Annotated in this window: 22 protein-coding genes; 16 read left to right on the top strand and 6 right to left on the bottom strand. The window is 41.9% G+C overall.

Translation table 11 applies throughout. From position 1 onward, the window contains the following. Positions 1–24: 24 nt before the first annotated feature. The 5 genes from WC788_05115 to WC788_05095 all read left to right on the top strand — a co-directional run bounded on the left by WC788_05115 (position 25) and on the right by WC788_05095 (position 3068). A complete protein-coding gene (locus WC788_05115; GenBank protein MFA6096978.1) occupies positions 25–930 on the top strand; it encodes a cysteine synthase family protein in 906 nt (301 codons plus the stop codon). Positions 931–1307: 377 nt separating this feature from the next. Next, the gene (locus WC788_05110) at positions 1308–1475 is read left to right on the top strand and encodes a hypothetical protein (protein ID MFA6096977.1); all 168 of its coding nucleotides are present in this window, start codon (positions 1308–1310) and stop codon (positions 1473–1475) included. Between the two features lie 142 nt (positions 1476–1617). Next, positions 1618–2157, top strand: coding sequence for a hypothetical protein (locus WC788_05105; protein MFA6096976.1), 540 nt, complete (start codon positions 1618–1620; stop codon positions 2155–2157). Positions 2158–2378: 221 nt separating this feature from the next. After that, positions 2379–2678, top strand: a complete 300-nt coding sequence (locus WC788_05100; protein MFA6096975.1) for a hypothetical protein — start codon at positions 2379–2381, stop codon at positions 2676–2678. Between the two features lie 126 nt (positions 2679–2804). Continuing rightward, entirely contained in the window at positions 2805–3068 is a 264-nt protein-coding gene (locus WC788_05095; GenBank protein ID MFA6096974.1) for a hypothetical protein, read from the top strand. A 103-nt stretch (positions 3069–3171) separates the two neighbouring features. Here the strand turns inward: WC788_05095 and WC788_05090 are convergent, their stop codons facing one another. Beyond that, positions 3172–4194 carry an NAD(P)/FAD-dependent oxidoreductase gene (locus WC788_05090; GenBank protein ID MFA6096973.1) on the bottom strand — a complete coding sequence of 341 codons (1023 nt, stop codon included), beginning with the start codon at positions 4192–4194 and terminating at the stop codon, positions 3172–3174. A gap of 194 nt (positions 4195–4388) precedes the next feature. Between WC788_05090 and trxA the strand changes: the two genes are divergently transcribed. The 8 genes from trxA to WC788_05050 all read left to right on the top strand — a co-directional run bounded on the left by trxA (position 4389) and on the right by WC788_05050 (position 10343). Continuing rightward, the gene (trxA, locus tag WC788_05085) at positions 4389–4718 is read left to right on the top strand and encodes a thioredoxin (GenBank protein ID MFA6096972.1); all 330 of its coding nucleotides are present in this window, start codon (positions 4389–4391) and stop codon (positions 4716–4718) included. A 29-nt stretch (positions 4719–4747) separates the two neighbouring features. Further along, a complete protein-coding gene (locus WC788_05080; protein MFA6096971.1) occupies positions 4748–4942 on the top strand; it encodes a ferredoxin in 195 nt (64 codons plus the stop codon). A gap of 53 nt (positions 4943–4995) precedes the next feature. After that, positions 4996–5931 carry an FAD-dependent oxidoreductase gene (locus WC788_05075; GenBank protein ID MFA6096970.1) on the top strand — a complete coding sequence of 312 codons (936 nt, stop codon included), beginning with the start codon at positions 4996–4998 and terminating at the stop codon, positions 5929–5931. A gap of 23 nt (positions 5932–5954) precedes the next feature. Then, positions 5955–7247 carry a Glu/Leu/Phe/Val dehydrogenase gene (locus tag WC788_05070; GenBank protein MFA6096969.1) on the top strand — a complete coding sequence of 431 codons (1293 nt, stop codon included), beginning with the start codon at positions 5955–5957 and terminating at the stop codon, positions 7245–7247. Between the two features lie 188 nt (positions 7248–7435). Continuing rightward, positions 7436–8203 (top strand): triose-phosphate isomerase, encoded by a 768-nt coding sequence (gene tpiA / locus WC788_05065; GenBank protein ID MFA6096968.1) that lies wholly within the window; start codon positions 7436–7438, stop codon positions 8201–8203. A 13-nt stretch (positions 8204–8216) separates the two neighbouring features. Then, positions 8217–8807, top strand: coding sequence for a hypothetical protein (locus WC788_05060; GenBank protein MFA6096967.1), 591 nt, complete (start codon positions 8217–8219; stop codon positions 8805–8807). Positions 8808–8892: 85 nt separating this feature from the next. Beyond that, a complete protein-coding gene (locus WC788_05055; GenBank protein MFA6096966.1) occupies positions 8893–9747 on the top strand; it encodes a class II fructose-bisphosphate aldolase in 855 nt (284 codons plus the stop codon). 65 nt (positions 9748–9812) lie between these two features. Continuing rightward, positions 9813–10343, top strand: a complete 531-nt coding sequence (locus WC788_05050; protein MFA6096965.1) for a transposase — start codon at positions 9813–9815, stop codon at positions 10341–10343. Between the two features lie 152 nt (positions 10344–10495). Here WC788_05050 and WC788_05045 read toward each other — a convergent pair whose 3' ends face one another. The 5 genes from WC788_05045 to WC788_05025 form a co-directional block, all read right to left on the bottom strand. Beyond that, positions 10496–10750, bottom strand: a complete 255-nt coding sequence (locus WC788_05045) for a hydrogenase/urease maturation nickel metallochaperone HypA (protein ID MFA6096964.1) — start codon at positions 10748–10750, stop codon at positions 10496–10498. Between the two features lie 117 nt (positions 10751–10867). Then, positions 10868–12130 (bottom strand): nickel-dependent hydrogenase large subunit, encoded by a 1263-nt coding sequence (locus WC788_05040; protein ID MFA6096963.1) that lies wholly within the window; start codon positions 12128–12130, stop codon positions 10868–10870. 204 nt (positions 12131–12334) lie between these two features. Next, positions 12335–13105, bottom strand: coding sequence for a hydrogenase (locus WC788_05035; protein ID MFA6096962.1), 771 nt, complete (start codon positions 13103–13105; stop codon positions 12335–12337). Between the two features lie 146 nt (positions 13106–13251). Continuing rightward, positions 13252–14073: an FAD/NAD(P)-binding protein gene (locus WC788_05030; GenBank protein MFA6096961.1), complete on the bottom strand. Its 822-nt coding sequence runs from the start codon at positions 14071–14073 to the stop codon at positions 13252–13254. 18 nt (positions 14074–14091) lie between these two features. Further along, positions 14092–15069, bottom strand: coding sequence for a 4Fe-4S dicluster domain-containing protein (locus WC788_05025; GenBank protein MFA6096960.1), 978 nt, complete (start codon positions 15067–15069; stop codon positions 14092–14094). Positions 15070–15185: 116 nt separating this feature from the next. On the opposite strand from WC788_05025, the gene WC788_05020 reads away from it, so the two are divergent. The 3 genes from WC788_05020 (at position 15186) to hyfB (ending at position 18375) form a co-directional block, all read left to right on the top strand. Further along, complete coding sequence (locus WC788_05020) at positions 15186–15644, top strand: hypothetical protein (protein ID MFA6096959.1); 459 nt, start codon at positions 15186–15188, stop codon at positions 15642–15644. Positions 15645–15781: 137 nt separating this feature from the next. Beyond that, positions 15782–16318, top strand: a complete 537-nt coding sequence (locus tag WC788_05015; protein MFA6096958.1) for an NADH-quinone oxidoreductase subunit B family protein — start codon at positions 15782–15784, stop codon at positions 16316–16318. Positions 16319–16320: 2 nt separating this feature from the next. Continuing rightward, the gene (gene hyfB, locus WC788_05010; protein ID MFA6096957.1) at positions 16321–18375 is read left to right on the top strand and encodes a hydrogenase 4 subunit B; all 2055 of its coding nucleotides are present in this window, start codon (positions 16321–16323) and stop codon (positions 18373–18375) included.

The raw sequence follows: 18375 nt of genomic DNA, 5'->3' as shown, positions 1-18375 counted from the left end.
ATTAATCATAAATCAGATAAAAACATGATCCATAAAAATATATTGACTTTGATCGGCAAGACCCCGATGGTAAAAATAAACAAGCTGGCATCTAAAGGCGATGCAACGATCTATGCTAAGCTCGAGGAATATAACATAGGAGGTTCTGTGAAGGATAGGATGGCTCTCTATCTTATAGAAGATGCAGAGAAAAAGGGATCGCTTACGAAGGGCAAGGTTCTTCTTGAAGCAAGTTCCGGAAATACCGGCATTGCGATGGCCATGATCGCGGGGGTTAAGGGCTATGAGATCGAGATAGTCATTCCGGAGTCGGTAAGCATTGAAAGAAGAAAATTGATCAAGGCATATGGCGCAAAACTGGTTCTGTCTCCGGCGGAGAAGGGAACTGGCGGGGCTGTTGAGCTGAAAGACAAAATGCTTTCGGAAAATCCCGGAAAATATGCCAACCTCGATCAATTCAGCAATCCGGCGAATATAACGGCGCATTATGAGACCACGGCGGAAGAGATCCTTGAAGATATTGAAGGAAAGATTGATATGGTAGTCCTGGGACTCGGAACTGCGGGAACGGGTATTGGAATTTCAAAGAGACTGAAAGAGCGAGATCCGAAGATCACAATAGTCGGCGTGCTTCCTGAACTTGGATCGGCCATTCAGGGTCTCAGGCATCCGAAAGAGCTGAATCCTACAAAGCTCTTCGATATAAAATATTTTGACGAGATCATTGAAATTAAAAAAGAACTGATCCCGGAGACCTTTGAAGTTGCGAGGAATTTGGCGAAGAAAGAAGGCATACTGGCTGGCATGAGCTCGGGGGCGGCAATGTATATCTCATTAAAAAAAGCAAAAGAGCTGGGCGCGGGAAAGATCATCGTGACCATCCTTCCGGATACCGGCGAAAGATATCTCAGCACCGCTTTATTCGAATAAATTTCATCCATAGGGCGTGCTTGACAGTCAAAAGAGAATATTATATCATTAATCTATAAATGTTTATAATACGTTATGAACACAAAAAGAATGACTCTAAATTCAATGTATGGCAATGTGAGCAGAATCAAACATTCTGCCGGTTGCACATGGGTACAAAAGGGTCATCTTTTACTGGATATGTGAAATTATCAGAGGAATAATAGAAAATAGGATAAAGATAAAAGATGACCTTGGATAGGGTCATTTTTGTTTAAATGAAACGGAACCGGGGAAGCAAAAGCACATTAAAAAAGATCTCGAACGGGTTAAGTTGGCTGTAAATAATTTGCAGGCAACTCGGCTCGTTCGAGTCAGAAGCGAAAGGAGGAAAAAACATGGAAGAATATGCAATAGGAATAAAGAAATCAGAGAGACCTGCCATTGATGCCGTAAGACTATGCGTAAAAACGGATTTTGGGCTTCAAAACGACCGCAAACCTCTGCCGGAAGAGGTTGCAATGATGATCGTAATGGGAGGATATGCGGAGGTCAGGAAGTTCTGATTTTCGGAGGCTCGTCTCGGGACGCTGCCTCCTCCGATTTTCGGCTGGAAATTCGGTTTGCAATTCTTTGCAGATCGCGTTTCCTGCTGAAGAAGCAGGATAGGATAGGAAAAGTTAAACGATAGGTCAGGAAGTGAAAAAAATGGAAGACATAGAGAATGCAGAGTTGAACGTAAATTTTCACGGAATCACTCCCCGGGAGGAACTGTTTCTGCAAGTGCCCAGAGAAATACTTCCGGAATCTGCTCCGGAGGAAATCGCAAACATGAGCATTGCTGAATTTCTTCCGAGCAGGATCGTGAAAGTGTCATATCTGGTTGATTCTTCGGATCTTACCATCTGGGATCCAATCACCATAGAAGCGGTTTATGAGATCGGTCCTCGCAGGATGTGGGTTCTCTTCTTCAATGGGATCAATTCATTGATTCTCCAATATATATTCTGGGAGAAGAAAATGAATTATTCCTATGCAAGAAGAAGGGTAAGCCATGAAACCTATGATAGGTCAATAAAGTATATAAAATACAGAATTGACTCGATTGAAAGGGCCATAACCGCTTCCATAAAGAAGCAGAATCTTCCCATGGAACATGAAAGAGTTCTTCTGGGCGTTCTGAAAGAACAGCTCGACAGAGGATTCAGGTTCCGGAGAAAGAGCGGAAAGAATGGAGAGGGGTTGTAAAAAACAACCCTCTCCAAATTATTTAAGTTCAAAGGAAGTATCTCGGGCCCGATCATTAAGAAAAGATAGATCATGAAATTTCGGCAATGCAAAAAAAAGACAAAAAGCACAGTCAGAAAAATTCAAGCGAAATAAATTGCACGCAATTCTCATTTTGTGCAATTCGGCTCACTTGAGTCGAGTATAGAAAGCTAAAAAAAACGGATAGGATGTGATGATCTATGGCAGTCTTAATGGAACCGGAAAAACGCATCGACGTTTTTCTTCGGAATCTGCCGGAATTATGCTGCGATATAATAAACAAGAAAAATCGCCGCATGGGCAGTTTGCCGATGGGGTATGAGGGTTATCTCGAAGAAAAAAGAGATAATCTGATCCGTATCGCTGAAAGTATCAGAGATGAAGAAGCCAGAAATACGGCAAAAATAAAAATAAACGGCAGTTTTGAAAAAGCCAGGAAGTATGTCTGGCAAAAATATGACGGAAAAGAATTTAATGTGATGGATCGCGATCTTATATGATAAAACGTGGTCCATCAAATTTTTAAGATCATTATTTCTCCTGCGCAGTTGTGCCTTGTCTTGGTTAACGTGTTTACAGATCATTGTAAACAGCTTAGCCAAGATCAATGGATAGGAAGTGATAGAATGGCTGAGATCGTTAGGGATGTAAAAAGAGCGATAAGGGAAATAATGGGAGAAAATGAAGAGAGGATAAACTTGAACATAGCCAAGATGCTCGAGGCCGATCCCGATGGCGGGGATGCAAAAAAAAACAGCAATATCGGAGTCTTGGGAAACATTCCCGAAACCCTGATGGATGCCGTCGGAGCGTTGCCTGTTTCATCCATAATCGGTATGGATCGCAAAAAACGCCTGGTCATAAGCAATAGAAGGCTTATGGACCTATAAAACAAACTGCACGAAATTAATGCAGTTTTTTTATTCGTCTCTATCGATTTTCAGAGATGCAAGTTCGCGGGCGTGATCAGGAGGATCTTTATTTGTGAAATATTCAGGATATTCTCGCGATAAGTCTTTGCCCCAGTTCATTTTTCAGCGACAGAGAAAAGGATTTTAGCATGATCTTGCCGATGATCGGATTTATCTTCATATATTCCCTGAATGTTTCGCTCGCTTTTTTTGTTTTTAGCATTTTTTTTATTTCAACGCACTCATAATCGGGATCGGCTATTTTTTGCGCAACATCAATTCCCGAAAGTATGGCAAACTTGATGCCTTCTCCGGTCAGCCCCGATGCAAAACCTGCCGCATCTCCCGCAAGATAGATGTTTCCGAATTCAAATCCCTGATAGTCATAGTTTATGGAGAAGGCTTCAAATTTCGAATTCGAGAGGTCGAATTTATTCTCAGCCCATTTTTTCAGATTATTCTGCAGATCTTTCATGGAAAAATTTTTGGAATCTCCGGGATAGAATCCGGCACCAACTGAAACAGTGTCTTTATAGGGAAAGATCCATGCATACGAATAGCCGAACTTTTCAAGATCAACAAAGAATTCCATGTCCGGATAGTCGCATTTTACGATATATTGGAATGCCGCTATTATTCTTTTTGAATCCAATTTCAGCTTTTTTCTTACGGCGGAGTTGCTGCCATCGGCTCCGATCAAATAATCGAACTTATACGCGTTTCCTGAATGAGTTATTGCGGTGTTGTTGCTTATATCCTTGAGATTTTGATCGAAAATGATCTTTACGCCGGAATTTATGGCTTTTTGGGCCAAGTATTCATGCAAGGTTCTTCTATTTACCGTTGAGATCATGACGAAGTCTTTCTTTATGCAAATGGAATCACCGGGAGTTGTGAATCTTAGGGTGTAGAAATTTTTCTCAATGATGCTTTCAGAAAGATATCGTTTCAGGAAGTCGTATTCTATGCCTCCGGCGCATATTTTGTAATCGATGCCCGGTTTTCTTTCCAGGATCGTTACATCAAAATCTCCTTTGTTTTTGAGTTCTATTGCAGCGGATAGGCCCGCAGGACCTGCTCCGATGATGATTATTTTTGTTTGCATTTATTATGTTTTTGTTATATTATTAAATATATCAATTCAAGGCTTACTTTCTCATATTATAACAATAAACTTTATCAATAACAAATTAAAAGATCAAACCCCGGAAGGTTTATCTGCTTTGATTGGCTCAAAGATTCAAAGGCGATAGATCTTCATAGCGGAAGGGTTTGGTGAAAATGCGAAAGGAAAAAATTATGGATATAAATATTACCGACAAGAACTTTGAACAAGAAGTGCTAAGGTCAGCAGGTATAATGCTGGTTGATTTTTGGGCGCCATGGTGCGGTCCTTGTCAAATGATGGGACCTATCATCGAAGAGGTGGCCAAGGAGTTTGAGGGAAGGATAAAGGTTTATAAGCTTAATGTCGACGAGAATCCGAAAACGGCAAGCGACTATGAAATATTGAGCATTCCGACCCTGAAATTCTTCAAGGAAGGCAAGATCGTTGATGAAATGACGGGCCTGAAGCCGAAAGACATGCTGGTTGAAAAGATAAATAATTTGCTGGGAATCGCTCAATAGGAAAAATAATCAATAAATAAAAATATAATATGGCAAAAAAAATAACAGTTGATCAGGAATTGTGCATTGGGTGCGGTGCGTGCGAGAATCTCTGTCCGGAAGTTTTCCAGCTTCAGGCTGAGGGAAAAGCGGCGGTTATTAATGAAGACGGATGCAGCAAATGCGATTGTGAGATAGCGATGCACGGCTGTCCGGTGGGGGCTATAAAATTTGTAGAAAAGTAATCACGATCATATCGGCTGAGTAAATTCAACATAATTGGAAATAAGAACTTAACATGTACGATCTAATTATTTTAGGAGCAGGTCCTGCGGGGCTTGCGGCGTCCATATATGCATCAAGGTATAAAATAAACCATGCTGTAGTCGGAAATGTTTTTGACGGATCGGTCCCAAAAGCGCATATGATCGAGAATTGGCCCGGAGAAAGATCGATAACCGGTTCGGAATTGATCATGAAATTCTATAATCATGCAAAGGAATTGGGCAACGAATTCATTTCCGAAGAGGCTGTCGAGATAAATAAAAGTCCCAAAAAAACTGATACCGGAAGAGATATTTTTTTTGTGAGAACAAGTTCAAATAAGATCCTGGAATCCAAGTCTCTTATCATAGCGCTTGGGACGAAACACAAGAAATTGAATATTCCGGGAGAGGAAAAGCTTTTGGGAAAGGGCGTCAGCTATTGCGCTGTGTGCGACGGTGCTTTTTTTAAGGGCAAAACCGTGGCTGTCGTGGGCGGGAGCAATGCGGCGGCTATGTCGGCGACCATGCTTTCCGAACACGCCAAGAAAGTTTTTTTGATATATAGGGGAAAGCCCCTCAGATGCGAGCCTATCGTGGAAGAAAGGCTTGAAGAAAACCCCAGCGTTGAAATAATTTACAATACCAACGTCATTAAAGTGGAGGGAAGTACGAAGGTTGAGTCGATCGAAATAGACAGTGTGCACGAAGGAAGCAACATCATCAAACTGGATGGAGTATTCATCGAGATCGGAGCGGTTCCTTCCACGAGCCTTCTGAAAGAGCTGAATGTCGAAATAGACGAGAGCAGCTGCATAAGGATCAGTGCAGACGGCTCGACGAATGTGAAGGGGGTTTTTGCCGCAGGAGACATCACGAACGCATCAAACAGCTTGAGACAAGTCGTAACTGCCGTTTCGGAAGGAGCGATCTCGGCCACAAGCGCATATAAATATTTGAAGGAGGGATAATTGTAACAAACTAAACGAAACATATGGCAATGAATCCTTTCGCGAATGCCACCAAGCAGCTGGAGAATGCAGCTTCGCTTTTGAAATTGGACAAGAATGTTCTGGAGATACTGAAAAATCCCAAGAGGATCCTTGAAGTCTCAATCCCGATCAAGATGGATTCGGGGGAGATGAAGGTTTTCAGGGGGTATCGCGTTCAATATAATGATGCTCTCGGGCCGTTCAAGGGAGGCATCAGGTTCCATCCAAAGGTCAATCTTTCCGAGGTTAAAGCGCTTTCCGCATGGATGACGTGGAAATGTTCCGTTGCCGGACTTCCTTATGGAGGAGGCAAGGGCGGGATCATTGTCGATTCGTCGAAGCTTTCGAATGGGGAGCTTGAAAGGCTCTCAAGGGGATATATCCAGGAGCTGAAAGATTTTATCGGTCCCGAGAAGGATATACCTGCTCCCGATGTCTATACGACCCCGCAGATCATGGCATGGATGATGGATGAATTCAGTAGGATCAAGGGATACAATGTTCCCGGCGTTGTCACGGGAAAACCTCTCGAGGTTGGCGGAGCGAGAGGAAGAAAATACTCGACTTCTCAGGGAGGTGTTTATGTTTTTGAGAAAGCGATCAAAAAAATGAAACTCGATCCCAAGAAGCTGACGATCGCCATCCAGGGATTTGGAAATGTGGGTTCGTTTGCCGCGGAGATCCTGAACGCGCTGGGCTATAAAGTCGTCGCTGTGTCAGACTCAAGAGGCGGAATAGTTTCAAATGAAAAAGTTAAAACTAAAAATGAAAAAGGAAAAGACGGGATTGGCGGGCATGACGCTCTCGACATCAAAAAGATCATGAAATTCAAAAAAGACACCAGGTCCGTCGTCGGATTCCCCGGGACGAGGACTATAACGAACGAACAGCTTTTGAAACTGGATGTGGATGTCCTTATGCCATCTGCGCTCGAGAATGTGATAACTGAACAGAATGCCTCGCAGATAAAAGCGAAGCTCATAATCGAGCTTGCGAACGGCCCTGTCACTCCCGAAGCGGATACAAAATTGGAGAAAAGGGGGATCGTGGTCATTCCGGATATTCTGGCTAACGCCGGCGGAGTCATCGTGAGTTATTTTGAATGGGTTCAGAATCTTCAGAACTATTATTGGGATGAGGCTGAAAATATCGGCAAATTGAAGAAAATAATGGAAAGCTCGTTCGATGCGGTCTGGAGCAAGAAAGAAGATCTCGGGATCAGCACCCGCCTTGCGGCATATGCCGTTGCCGTAGAAAGGGTCGCTAGGGCGGAGAAATTGAGAAGAAACCTCTAAAAGTTTAAAATGTAAATATCAAAAATAAAAATGACAAATTAAAATGTCAAAATGATGATCATTATTATATCAAAAAGCCGTTTATCTGATCCATTTTAAATTTTTAACTGTCATTTTACAATTTGATTTTTTAATTTTACATTTCAATATTTTAATTTTGGAACTCATATCTTTAATTTATTACAAAGATGTTTGAAAACGGGATCAAACCCAAAATAATTGTCGCCAACTGGAAAATGAATCCGGTCAGTTTCAAGGAGGCCGATAATATTATCAGAACCGTTAAGAACGGGATAAAGATTTCGGAGAACGTCAAAGTTGTGATTTGTCCACCCTATTTTTATATTCCGAATATAAAAGGTGGAAAAAGTTTCGATATCGGGGTCCAAAATATATTTTGGGAAGATAGCGGAGCTTATACGGGAGAAATATCTGCAAAAATGGCAAAAGACATGGGGGTCGGTTATGCGATAATAGGGCATTCGGAAAGAAGGATATATCTCGGAGAGACTGATAAAAATATCAATCTGAAAATAAATTCAGCATTGAAAAATAACGTCAAACCTATCTTCTGTGTGGGGGAATCACAAAAGGAAAGAGATGAGGACAAGGCAGGGGATATCATTTCAAATGAGATAGAAAAAGGACTGGCAGGCGTTCCGAGCGGATACTTGGTGAAAGATCTTATCATAGCCTATGAGCCGATCTGGGCCATTGGCACGGGAAACACTCCGACTTCGGATGACATCATGAGCATGGCGCTTCTCATCAGAAAGGTCATAACGAAGCTATATGATCGCAAGACTGCAGATCATCTCCCGATCCTCTATGGCGGAAGCGTGAATGATAAAAATGCAACTGATTTTGTCGAAAAGGCCGGAATGGAAGGGCTTCTTGTCGGAGGAGCATCCCTGAACGCCAGCGAATTTGTGAGGATTGTGAATTTGTTCAGTTAAAATAATAATAAATATGGAAGAGGGTCTAAAACAAAAACAAGACAGCAAAATAATAAAAATAGCAAAGATTGTCGGTGAATTGATATGTGCTATTATATTAGGCCATATTATATATATTCCATCAATTGTTATATCAACATATGTTTCAAACGAAGTTGCATATTACACAACCTTAGAGCCCAGTCTTTCTTCTACGTCAACAGTTTTGATTAGTGTGTTATTTTTAATTTTACTTTATTTATTTCTCACAAAAATAATTAAAAAAAAGAAAGAACGCTTATTTTTCATTTTAGTCGTCACGTTTGTAGTATTATTTGATATTTATATGCCATTTGGAAATATCATAGATGCATATAATTCAAAAAAGATATTTGAAAAATATTGTTCAAAGAGAGAGGATGGTATTTATACATGTTATATGATAAACAACAATAAAGAGATTCCGGCAGCAGAAGCTTATTGCAAATCACTTGGTTTAAAAGTTACTCATCCCCATTTTGATTATTATGCCTTTTTATGCTACAACGACTCATTGTATAATTGGGATGATCTAGAAGAAAAACATTTAGTGCCTTATTGTGAGCGTGGAATGTGTGTTGAGTAAGTAGTTATCATATTGTAATGCAAGTGTTTTATCTAGTATATAAATTTTATTTTTTATTTTTAACTTTTCACTTTTAATTTGAAACATGTCACTAATCAAACAAATCATAAACGATGCGAAAAAGGGGGGATATGCAGTCGGGACGTTCGATACCAATAATCTTGAGATAACGCAGGGGATCGCGCGTGCGGCTGTCGCAAAAGATTTTCCAGCGCTGATCGGTGTCACGGAAAATGCCCTTGAATATGCCGGATTTGATGCACTTGTAGCTTTGATTAGGGGTGTTATTTCTGAATCGAAAGCGAAACTGGTTTTGCATCTTGATCATGGAAAGCATTCTGATAATGTGATCAAGTGCATCGATGCGGGATTCGAATCCGTCATGATAGACGCTTCCGCATATGATTTTGAAAAGAACGTCGAGATCACAAAAGAGATCGTGAAATATGGCCACAAAAAGGGCGTATTCATTCAGGCGGAACTTGGAAAGATTCCGAAGCTCGATTCCAGCGTTGAAGTCGGTGTGGCTCTGAGTCAGATGGAAAAAACCGAACCGGATGAGGCGGAAGAATTCGTCAAAAAGACCAAAGTTGACACGCTGGCTGTCATAATCGGGAATATCCACGGAGGATACAAGGGGAAGGAAAATCCAAGGCTTGATTTCGATCTTCTGAAAAAGATCCGGGAAAAGGTTTCCACGCCATTCGTTCTGCATGGCGGTTCGGGAGTCCCTGTCGAAGATGTGAAAAGGGCCATATCTGAATTTGGGATAGTGAACGTGAACATCGACACACAGATCAGGGTCGCGTTCATTGAAGCCCTCAAGAATTTTTTTGCCAGCGGCGAACAGACGACCGATCCGAGAAAATTCATGTCCATTGCAAGGGACAATGTACAGAAAGCGGTGGAAGAAAAGATAGAGCTTTTCAGGAATAGATAAACATACATTAATTTATTTTGTAGTGACAGGTTTCAAACCTGTCACTACTATTGTTTCGTGATAACATGTTAAAATCCCGAAAATCGAACAGATTACCTGATTATGATTATTCACAAGATGGGTATTATTTTGTGACCATTTGTATAAAAAACAAGAAGGAATATTTTGGCAAAGTTGAGGACGGGAAAATGATTTTGAATAAGTGCGGAGAAATCGCTAAAAAATGCTGGTTGGATTTGCCAAGTCATTATAAAAATTGTATTTTGGTTGAATGGATTATTATGCCGAATCATATGCATGGAATCATTGCTATTGATAATACCGCGATTGCGATGGTAGTGACAGGTTTGAAACCTGTCACTACGGACAAGCAATTCAAAAAATATTCATTATCTGAAATAATACGCGGCTTCAAGACATTTTCATCGCGCTGTATTAGCGAAATAAATCCGGATACAAATTTTCAGTGGCAACGTTCTTTCTATGACCACGTTATTCGCAATGAAAGATCATTGCTTGAGATCCGTGGATATATTCAAAATAATCCCATAAAATGGGAACTGGACAGGAATAATCCGGAGAATCTGTTTATGTGACAAATTAATAGGATGAAAGCGATACAATAAAACACGCATAGCGTGTTTCTTTATATGGAGATATTAAAACGAAGATCCTGAACCCCTCCAAAGGCGGGCAGGCAAGTTCAGGATGACATTAAGCAAAGCCAAAATATGATAAAAATAATAATCTATTCTCCGTCGATCTCAACCAGCTTCAATTCGTTGCTGTCAGATTGATTCACTATGATTTCGCAATTTTCGGCAGGGGTGTTCTTGGAGATAAGTCCGATATTATACTTTAAGTTATCCGGAGTTATGAGTTCATTATGTTCCACAATCTTTCCAAGCTCGATCGTCATTGAGCTTATTCTCTTGAACTTGTTCTTATTTGCGTATTCAAGCGCAGTTTTCAGGATCTGGTTGGCTGCATGGATATCGTGCATGTTTCAAGTTTAAAATTAAAAAATCAAAATGAAAAATGAAATTTAATTTTTAATTTTACATTGTCATTTTTATTTTTCCTGCCTGCCGCAGGCATGGGATATTTGCTTTTTTCATTTTCAATGCGTCGAGCATGAAATGCATGGATCATATGAATGGACGAGCTTCAGGATCTCATGTTCCCTTTTTTCCTTCTTGAACTTGTTCACGTGCGGAAGATATCGCTTGAGGTCGTCATTCAGATTAACGAGCAATTGCGCTGTAGGCGTCATCACATCCGCTTTCGTGATCATTCCTTGCCCGTCTACTTCATAGGCGTGATAGAGCATGCCTCGCGGGGCCTCAAGTATCGCGGCGCCATGGCCGGCAGTCACCTGAAAATTGGTATTTATATTTGCAAGGTCGCATTTTTCAAGTTCCGCTGCGATCTTCCTGCATTCTTCGACATAGTGCATAACTTCGATCGTCTGCGCAAGGGTGTTATAGAAAGGATTGTAATTCGGGAACTTGAGCTTCGACTTTTCCAGGGCTCTCTTTGCATTCGGATTCAGGTTCTCTTTGTTGATATGAAGCCGTGCAAGGGCATCGGTCGCATAGCTTTTCCCGTCGCGCTTTGCGAGTTTTGCCACAGTTCCGTCCATCTGCTGTTCCTTAATTTCCGCTCTGAATTTTTCCTCATTCGCAACCCAGCCTTCGTTTGAATGCACTTTTCCGTAATATGAAGAATACTTGTTTTCTTCATTGGGCTTATGCGCCAGATATTCAGTCTTTCTTTTGAAATCGGGGATCTTGAGCGACATAACGAAATCCACGAGAAGCTTGCTGTAGGGGAGAACTTTTTTTCCTTCTTTTTCGATCTCCTGGAGAATGCTTTTATTCGGGACCTTGTGCCATCCGCCAACTTTCGGGGTCAGGGGATGAATGGCTCTTCCTCCGATGAACTTTATGACATTGTTGCCGAAATCCCGGAGCCTCAGAACTTTTACGACGAATTCGGGTCTTTCTCCCGCAATATCAAGTCCGTCCCTGTTCTTGAAATAGTCCGTGGAGCTCAGGAAGAATATATGCAGGACATGGCTCTGGATGATCTGGCCCGCGAGCATGAGTTCGCGAAGCATCACGGTTTCCTTCGTCGGTTTTATGCCAAAGCATTCTTCAAGAGCCTTTATGCTTGTGATATTGTGAATGACGGGGCAAAGTCCGCAGATTCGGGATGTGATTACGGGCGCGTCCTCATAGTTTCTTCCAATAAGGAGGCTCTCGATAAGCCTTGCACCTTCCTGCACCTCGATTTGAGCCTTTTTCACATTGCCTTTTACGATGTGCCCTACAAATCCGGCGTGCCCTTCGATTTTCGCGATATGATCGATTTTTATTTTCATAAATTAGAAAGTAGATAGTAGAAAGTGGCGGGTGGAGAATGCCTTTCTACTTTTTGCTGTTTAAATATTTTTTAAAACCACCCAATAGGTTTCCGATTTTGCTGATCTTATTTTTTACACTCATAAAGCATTCGTTGTCTATGTATTTTAATTCCAATGATACGTGAATTAAACTTTCAACTTCATTCTTCAACTCTCCATTGTCTACTTTCCATTTTCTGTTTTTGACATCGCATCTTCAAATTCATTCTTTGCGCCGTATATCTCTGAAATTTTCATAAGTTCTTCATTTGTCATCCTGTCTTTTAGGATCTCCGTCAATTTTTCAATGCTTGCGCCCTTGAGCGGGCCCCGGCAGGCTTCGCAGATAAACCCATTCGAGGGGCAGATCGCTTCGCATCCTCCGAGCGTTACGGGGCCGAAGCAGGGTTTTCCTTCCTGGAGCAGGCATTTGTTTCTTCTGAGCTGGCATTCATAGCAGACCGGTCTTTGGGCGATGGTCGGTTTTTTTCCTTCTGCAAATTCCATCACTATCCTATAGAATTCTTCTTTGTTGATGGGGCATCCGGGGATGAAGGCGTCGATCGGAACAACTTCGCTTATGGCTTTAATGTCCGGATTATCTATCCTTTCAAAATTCTTATAGACATATTTTATCTGCTCATCTTTGTTGCCTCTGTAGTTTTTGATCTCAGCGACTCCTCCGAGGTGCGCGCAGGCTCCAAGGGCGATCAGGACTTTGGACTGTTTTCTGATCTCCAGAAGTTTCTCAAAATTGTCTTTTGTGACGGGGCATCCCTCAACGATGGCGATGTCATATGGTCCGGGAAAATTCTTTGTTCCCGAAGCGAGGCGGAACGACCGGAGATCCAGCTTTTCCGCAATATCAAGAAGTTTTTCGCCAAGATCAAGAATGGAAAGCTGGCACCCTTCGCAACATGTAAGGCTGATTATGGCTGTTTTGGGCTTTGGCATAAATAAATGTAAAATGTAAATATTAAAAATTAAATTGACAATTAAAAATGTTAAAATTATCTTTTATTTTTGCGAGGTTGTTTCTTGGATTCATTTTTAAACTTTAAGCTGTCATTTTCCATTTTGATCTTTCAATTTTAAATTTTTCAGATTCCTTCCGGCACATTCTTGATCTCTGCATAGGAGAAGAGCGGGCCGTCGGTGCAGACATAGCCGCCATTGATTAGCGCGCAGTGCTGGCAAACGCCGATTCCGCAATGCATTCTTCTTTCCAGAGAAACATATATATCTTCTTCTTTCAATCCGAGCTCCAGGAGTTTTTTCACGACGAATTTATACATGATAGGAGGCCCCACAAGGATCGCAACGGAATCACTTTTGATCTTTTCCTGTGTCAGGAGGTTCGTCACAACTCCGACATTATCTTTCCACTTGTTGTCAGGCGCGTCGACGGTCAGATTGACTTCGATATTTTTGCTCCACGCTTTGTAGTCCTTCTGGAACGACAGGAGTTCGGGATTTCTGCAGCCATAAAAGATCTGTATTTTTTTGAAATTGCCGGGATTCATGCTCGCATCCTGGATGACGGTACGAAGCGGGGACAGTCCGCACCCTCCCGCGACAAGCACAAGATTCCTGGTCTTTATTTTCACGTCATCGAAGCCGTTCCCATAAGGTCCGCGGATCCCCACTGCCATGCCCTTTTTAAGCTCGAAAAGCTTGTTTGTCAGGCCTCCGCGCTTGTCTATTGAAGCCTGGAAGCTGTCTTTGATCGTCGGGCTTGAGCAAAAGCCGAAAGGCGCTTCTCCGAAGCCCGGAACCGAAAGGATGAAAAACTGTCCGTGGCGGAATTTGAATTTGCTTTTGAAAGCTTTGTCTTTTATCTGGAAAGTGAAAAGGCGATTGATGGGAGTCAATTCTTCAACCTTGATTATTTCAGCATCGTACGGATAGTATGGATTTTTCATGCTATTTTGATTTTCTTATTATTTAATCTCTTCCATGATCCTTTTTATATTTTCGGGCAAGCTTATCCCTGCGGGGCAGACTTCCGTGCATCTTCCGCAGCTGACGCAACCCACCATGCGATACTCGTTCGGTATCCTCACGAATTTGTGGTCATAATAGTTGTATATCCGGTCTTCGGTCGAATCCAAAAATTTATGTCCGCCGGCGATCTCGGAAAAATCTTCATAGAAACAACTGTCCCATTCTCTGCTTCTTGTGATCTTGTCCTTTTCGATCTCGTCCTTGAATTTGAAACAGAAGCATGTAGGGCAGACGATGGTGCATTTGCCGCAGGCGATGCATTTTTTGCCAAGTTCCTTCCAGATCGCGCTTCCTCTTGATTTTCTCACTTTTTCAATAAGGGCCTGGTGTAATTGATCGAGCCCTTTTTTCGGAACCGGCCCTTCATATTCCACGTTCTCATAATCCTTATATCCGAAGCCGTCAAGAAGCCTCTGCCCGTCTTCGGAGCCGGTGAAGATCCTGAATTCTTTCTGGTCGTTTGTGGATTTTGCTTCGAGAAAAATATCGAATTTCAGATGTTCCAAAATCTCCTTTTCGAATTTTTCATAGCTTCTGTCCTCTTCGGGAATAGGGCTTTGGCCGATGATGATCATGTTTCGGAGTTTTTTCTGGAAATAGGGATCTTTCTTGAAAACTTGGGCATGAAGCGTCAGGGCTTTCATATCATAAAAATGAAGTCCCAAAAGAACGGACTTTACGTCAGGGTCCCTGAGCAAGAGGATTTCCTTTCCCTTGAATTGCATCATTTTTTTGCACGGAGCCAAAAAGAAACTTTTGAAAGAATGCAAAGGTTTTTGCGGGCAAAGCTTGAAATTTTTACCGGTTTTGACTTCATCTATGAAGACATTATTGTCGACATTTTTGTGGCTGTAAACCTTGTAATTTTTCTCGATAAGATATGAAACGAAATCCTGCAGTTGTTTATCATTCATGGTCGGTAACGATTTGGTTAATATAAAGCAATTATAACACAAAAATCGGGATTCGCCAAAATTGATATGCTTCCTTGAAAGTGATAAAATGCAATCATATGAACTAACTGACCTTTATGCGCATATATTTTGCGGCGCCATACACAAATCTTGCGATCAAAAAAGAAGGAGCGGAATACGGCTGGACTCCCGACGATTTTAATAAATGGCTCGAAAATACGACGGATAGGATCGAAGAGATGGGGCATGAGATCACGATACCTCACAGAGACTATCATGGCTGGGGCAAAACATTTCCTCCGCTTCGGGAACTGTTCATGGCGCAATACAAAAAAATAACGGACGAAACGGACCTTCTTCTTGCATACATCGGAGATCCTCAAAGCGGAGGAGTCTGCATCGAGATCGGTTATGCCATCAGGAGCGGCATTCCGGTGATCATAATAAAAAGGCCCGAAGAGAAGATCACGCTGCTTGCCCATGGTCTGAATTCGATAAGCAAATGCGAGATCGTTGAATTTGAAAGCGATGAGGATCTTATCAAAAAATTAAAGAGGAGGTTGACAAAATATTAAAAAAGGCTATTGTAAATAGGTGTTGAGATTTCCAGTGAGAGCAGTTTTTTGATACATTTATCCAAGATATCAACATTTTAGGAAAGAAAATGCTGAATACCGCCTATTTGCGGTGTTTTATTCGGTTATATTAAATTATGCTGAGGATGTATTCCAAAATATTTTCAACTCCGAAAACAATTATAGAGCCCGAAAAACTCTATTCTGAAAAGGACGTTGAATTTATCGGCACCAAGTTGAGTGAAGAGATCAGGAAAATATTCAAAGGTTCGCTTGCCATAAGAGAAGTTGATGCCGGGTCCACCAATGCCTGCGAGCAGGAACTGACTGCTTTGGGCAATTCCTTTTATGACGTGGAGCGGTTCGGCGTGCATTTTGTCGCATCTCCGAGGCATGCCGATATGCTGATGGTCACAGGCCCTGTTTCCAGGAATATGGCCGCAGCCCTGAAAAAGACCTATGAAGCGACTCCTGAACCGAAGATAGTCGTTGCGGTGGGGGATGATGCGATCGACGGCGGAATTTTCAAGGGTTCATATGCCGTAATGGATGGCGTGGAAAAAGTGATACCGGTCGATTTCAAGATTCCCGGAGATCCACCTTCACCAAAGAGGATCCTTTGCGCTTTGCTTCAAATTTTGAAGATAATTGATAAAAATAACAGTAAATCATAACTATGTTTCCAGCTTTTTTTATTCAGGAAGGTTTATTTATTTCACTCGGTATATTCGCTCTTGGCGCAATCGGAGCGCTCCTCATATCCGTACTAAAAAAAGATGATAATTTGGAGAATATTTGGGGCAATAGCTTCGCGATCTTCGGGTCCTTCATGGGACTTTTATATGCTGTATCTGTCATCCTATCCAATTCAAATTTTTCATTCAAAGCTACCGAAACATTTTTCCTTTTTCCGATAAATATGAAAGTTGACCTTCTGTCAGCTTTTTTCGTTTTTATAATCTCATTGGTCGCGCTTCTCAGCTCCGTCTATTCGATCGGATATATGCGCCAATTCTATGGAAAGTACAATATAGGGCTGTTCGGATTTTTCTATAATATATTCATCGCGAGCATGATGCTGGTGGTGACCTCGAATGACGCTTTATATTTTTTGGTTGTCTGGGAGCTGATGTCTCTGGTCTCGTATTTTCTCGTAATCTTTGAGCATGACCATAAGGAGAATATTAAGGCAGGGTTTTTATATTTCATAATGACGCATATTGCGACCGGGGGAATAATCCTGGCGTTCATGCTCATATATTCAGCGACCGGTTCTTTTGATTTCGATGCGATCCGACTTGCTTCGGCGAATATTTCCCCGTTCTATTTTGCAATAATATCGCTTCTGATGCTGGTGGGATTCGGAACAAAAGCGGGAATTATACCGTTGCATATCTGGCTTCCGGAGGCGCATCCTGCGGCCCCAAGCCAGGTTTCCGCGCTGATGTCCGGAGTAATGATAAAAACTGGAATATTCATGATCATACGGCTATTCTTCGATGTTATCCCTTCCAATGCGATGTGGTTCGGGATGCTGGTCTTGGTGCTTGGTGCAGTGTCATCGCTCCTGGGCGTTTTATATGCCATAACCGAGCACGATATCAAGCGATTGCTCGCATACCATAGCGTTGAAAATATCGGTATAATCCTGATGGGCCTTGGAAGCTCTCTGATTTTCATATCTGCGCAAAATATGACGCTGGCTGCGCTCGCATTTGCTGCGGCTCTTTTCCATACCATGAATCATGCTATTTTCAAAGCCCTTCTCTTTTTGGGAGCCGGATCAGTCGTTTCTGCAACTCACACGCGCAACATCGAAGAATATGGAGGATTGATCAAGAAAATGCCATATACTGCGCTTTTCTTTCTTGTAGGATCAGTGGCAATATCAGCGCTGCCTCCCTTCAACGGATTTGCGAGCGAATGGCTGACCTATCAGGCGCTTTTTGCTGGAGTCGGAACTTTCGGAATATTTGAGAAAAGCGTATTCATCTTTGCCATAGTTTCTCTCGCATTTACGGGAGGGCTTGCAGCCGCATGTTTTGTGAAGGCGTTCGGCGTGACTTTTCTTGCAAAATCCCGGAGCCATGAAAGCGAAAACGCCAAGGAATCCGACAGGACTCTGCTTTTCGGAATGTCCGTTCTTGCATTTCTGTGCCTGGCTCTCGGTGTGTTTTCCGATCGGGTAGTTATTTATCTCGGAAATATTACGAATAGTCTTCTGATTTTCTCAAATGAGATTCCGTTTATGCCTGCCGGCAATGGAGTCATCAGTGTCAGGAGCGACCATGCTTCTCTTGCAATGATGCAGATATTTATTTTAATAGTTCTTTTTGCGGCCATTGCCTATTTTGCGGTAAAAAAGATCTCCGGATCTTGCAAGGAAAGGATCTATGGAACATGGGATTGCGGAGCAAATCTAAATCCGCGGATGGAAATTACGGCTACCAGTTTTTCCCGTTCGATAATTTCCATGTTCAGCGGAATATTAAAGCCGACAAAACAGATCGATATCGAATATCATGATGCGAATATAAGATATTTCACCAAATCCAGCACTGTCACGCTTGGGATCGGAAATATATATAAAAGCTATATCTATGGACCCGTATCCCGCATGATCATAGGGATCTCGGACATAGCAAAGAGGATCCAATGCGGAAATATCAATCTGTATCTTTTGTATATTTTTATGACGATCATAATCCTTCTTATTTGGGTAACGAAATAA

The organism is Candidatus Paceibacterota bacterium (assembly GCA_041661265.1).
Taxonomy (GTDB): Bacteria; Patescibacteriota; Minisyncoccia; order JAHIHE01; family JAGLIN01; genus JBAZUT01.
The sequence above is the reverse complement of the archived record's forward strand: the minus strand, read 5'-3'. Positions and strand labels throughout refer to the sequence as shown.

Excerpts from the sequence above, each read along its gene's own strand:
- WC788_05090 (MFA6096973.1), bottom strand. The coding sequence starts at position 4,194 with ATGCAAACAAAAATAATCATCATCGGAGCAGGTCCTGCGGGCCTATCC.
- WC788_05075 (MFA6096970.1), top strand. The coding sequence starts at position 4,996 with ATGTACGATCTAATTATTTTAGGAGCAGGTCCTGCGGGGCTTGCGGCG.
- WC788_05030 (MFA6096961.1), bottom strand. The coding sequence starts at position 14,073 with ATGAAAAATCCATACTATCCGTACGATGCTGAAATAATCAAGGTTGAA.
- WC788_05105 (MFA6096976.1), top strand. The coding sequence starts at position 1,618 with ATGGAAGACATAGAGAATGCAGAGTTGAACGTAAATTTTCACGGAATC.
- WC788_05110 (MFA6096977.1), top strand. The coding sequence starts at position 1,308 with ATGGAAGAATATGCAATAGGAATAAAGAAATCAGAGAGACCTGCCATT.
- hyfB (MFA6096957.1), top strand. The coding sequence starts at position 16,321 with ATGTTTCCAGCTTTTTTTATTCAGGAAGGTTTATTTATTTCACTCGGT.
- WC788_05095 (MFA6096974.1), top strand. The coding sequence starts at position 2,805 with ATGGCTGAGATCGTTAGGGATGTAAAAAGAGCGATAAGGGAAATAATG.
- WC788_05025 (MFA6096960.1), bottom strand. The coding sequence starts at position 15,069 with ATGAATGATAAACAACTGCAGGATTTCGTTTCATATCTTATCGAGAAA.
- WC788_05040 (MFA6096963.1), bottom strand. The coding sequence starts at position 12,130 with ATGAAAATAAAAATCGATCATATCGCGAAAATCGAAGGGCACGCCGGA.
- WC788_05055 (MFA6096966.1), top strand. The coding sequence starts at position 8,893 with ATGTCACTAATCAAACAAATCATAAACGATGCGAAAAAGGGGGGATAT.
- tpiA (MFA6096968.1), top strand. The coding sequence starts at position 7,436 with ATGTTTGAAAACGGGATCAAACCCAAAATAATTGTCGCCAACTGGAAA.
- WC788_05060 (MFA6096967.1), top strand. The coding sequence starts at position 8,217 with ATGGAAGAGGGTCTAAAACAAAAACAAGACAGCAAAATAATAAAAATA.
- WC788_05020 (MFA6096959.1), top strand. The coding sequence starts at position 15,186 with ATGCGCATATATTTTGCGGCGCCATACACAAATCTTGCGATCAAAAAA.
- WC788_05080 (MFA6096971.1), top strand. The coding sequence starts at position 4,748 with ATGGCAAAAAAAATAACAGTTGATCAGGAATTGTGCATTGGGTGCGGT.
- WC788_05045 (MFA6096964.1), bottom strand. The coding sequence starts at position 10,750 with ATGCACGATATCCATGCAGCCAACCAGATCCTGAAAACTGCGCTTGAA.
- WC788_05115 (MFA6096978.1), top strand. The coding sequence starts at position 25 with ATGATCCATAAAAATATATTGACTTTGATCGGCAAGACCCCGATGGTA.
- WC788_05015 (MFA6096958.1), top strand. The coding sequence starts at position 15,782 with ATGCTGAGGATGTATTCCAAAATATTTTCAACTCCGAAAACAATTATA.
- WC788_05100 (MFA6096975.1), top strand. The coding sequence starts at position 2,379 with ATGGCAGTCTTAATGGAACCGGAAAAACGCATCGACGTTTTTCTTCGG.
- WC788_05050 (MFA6096965.1), top strand. The coding sequence starts at position 9,813 with ATGTTAAAATCCCGAAAATCGAACAGATTACCTGATTATGATTATTCA.
- trxA (MFA6096972.1), top strand. The coding sequence starts at position 4,389 with ATGGATATAAATATTACCGACAAGAACTTTGAACAAGAAGTGCTAAGG.
- WC788_05035 (MFA6096962.1), bottom strand. The coding sequence starts at position 13,105 with ATGCCAAAGCCCAAAACAGCCATAATCAGCCTTACATGTTGCGAAGGG.
- WC788_05070 (MFA6096969.1), top strand. The coding sequence starts at position 5,955 with ATGGCAATGAATCCTTTCGCGAATGCCACCAAGCAGCTGGAGAATGCA.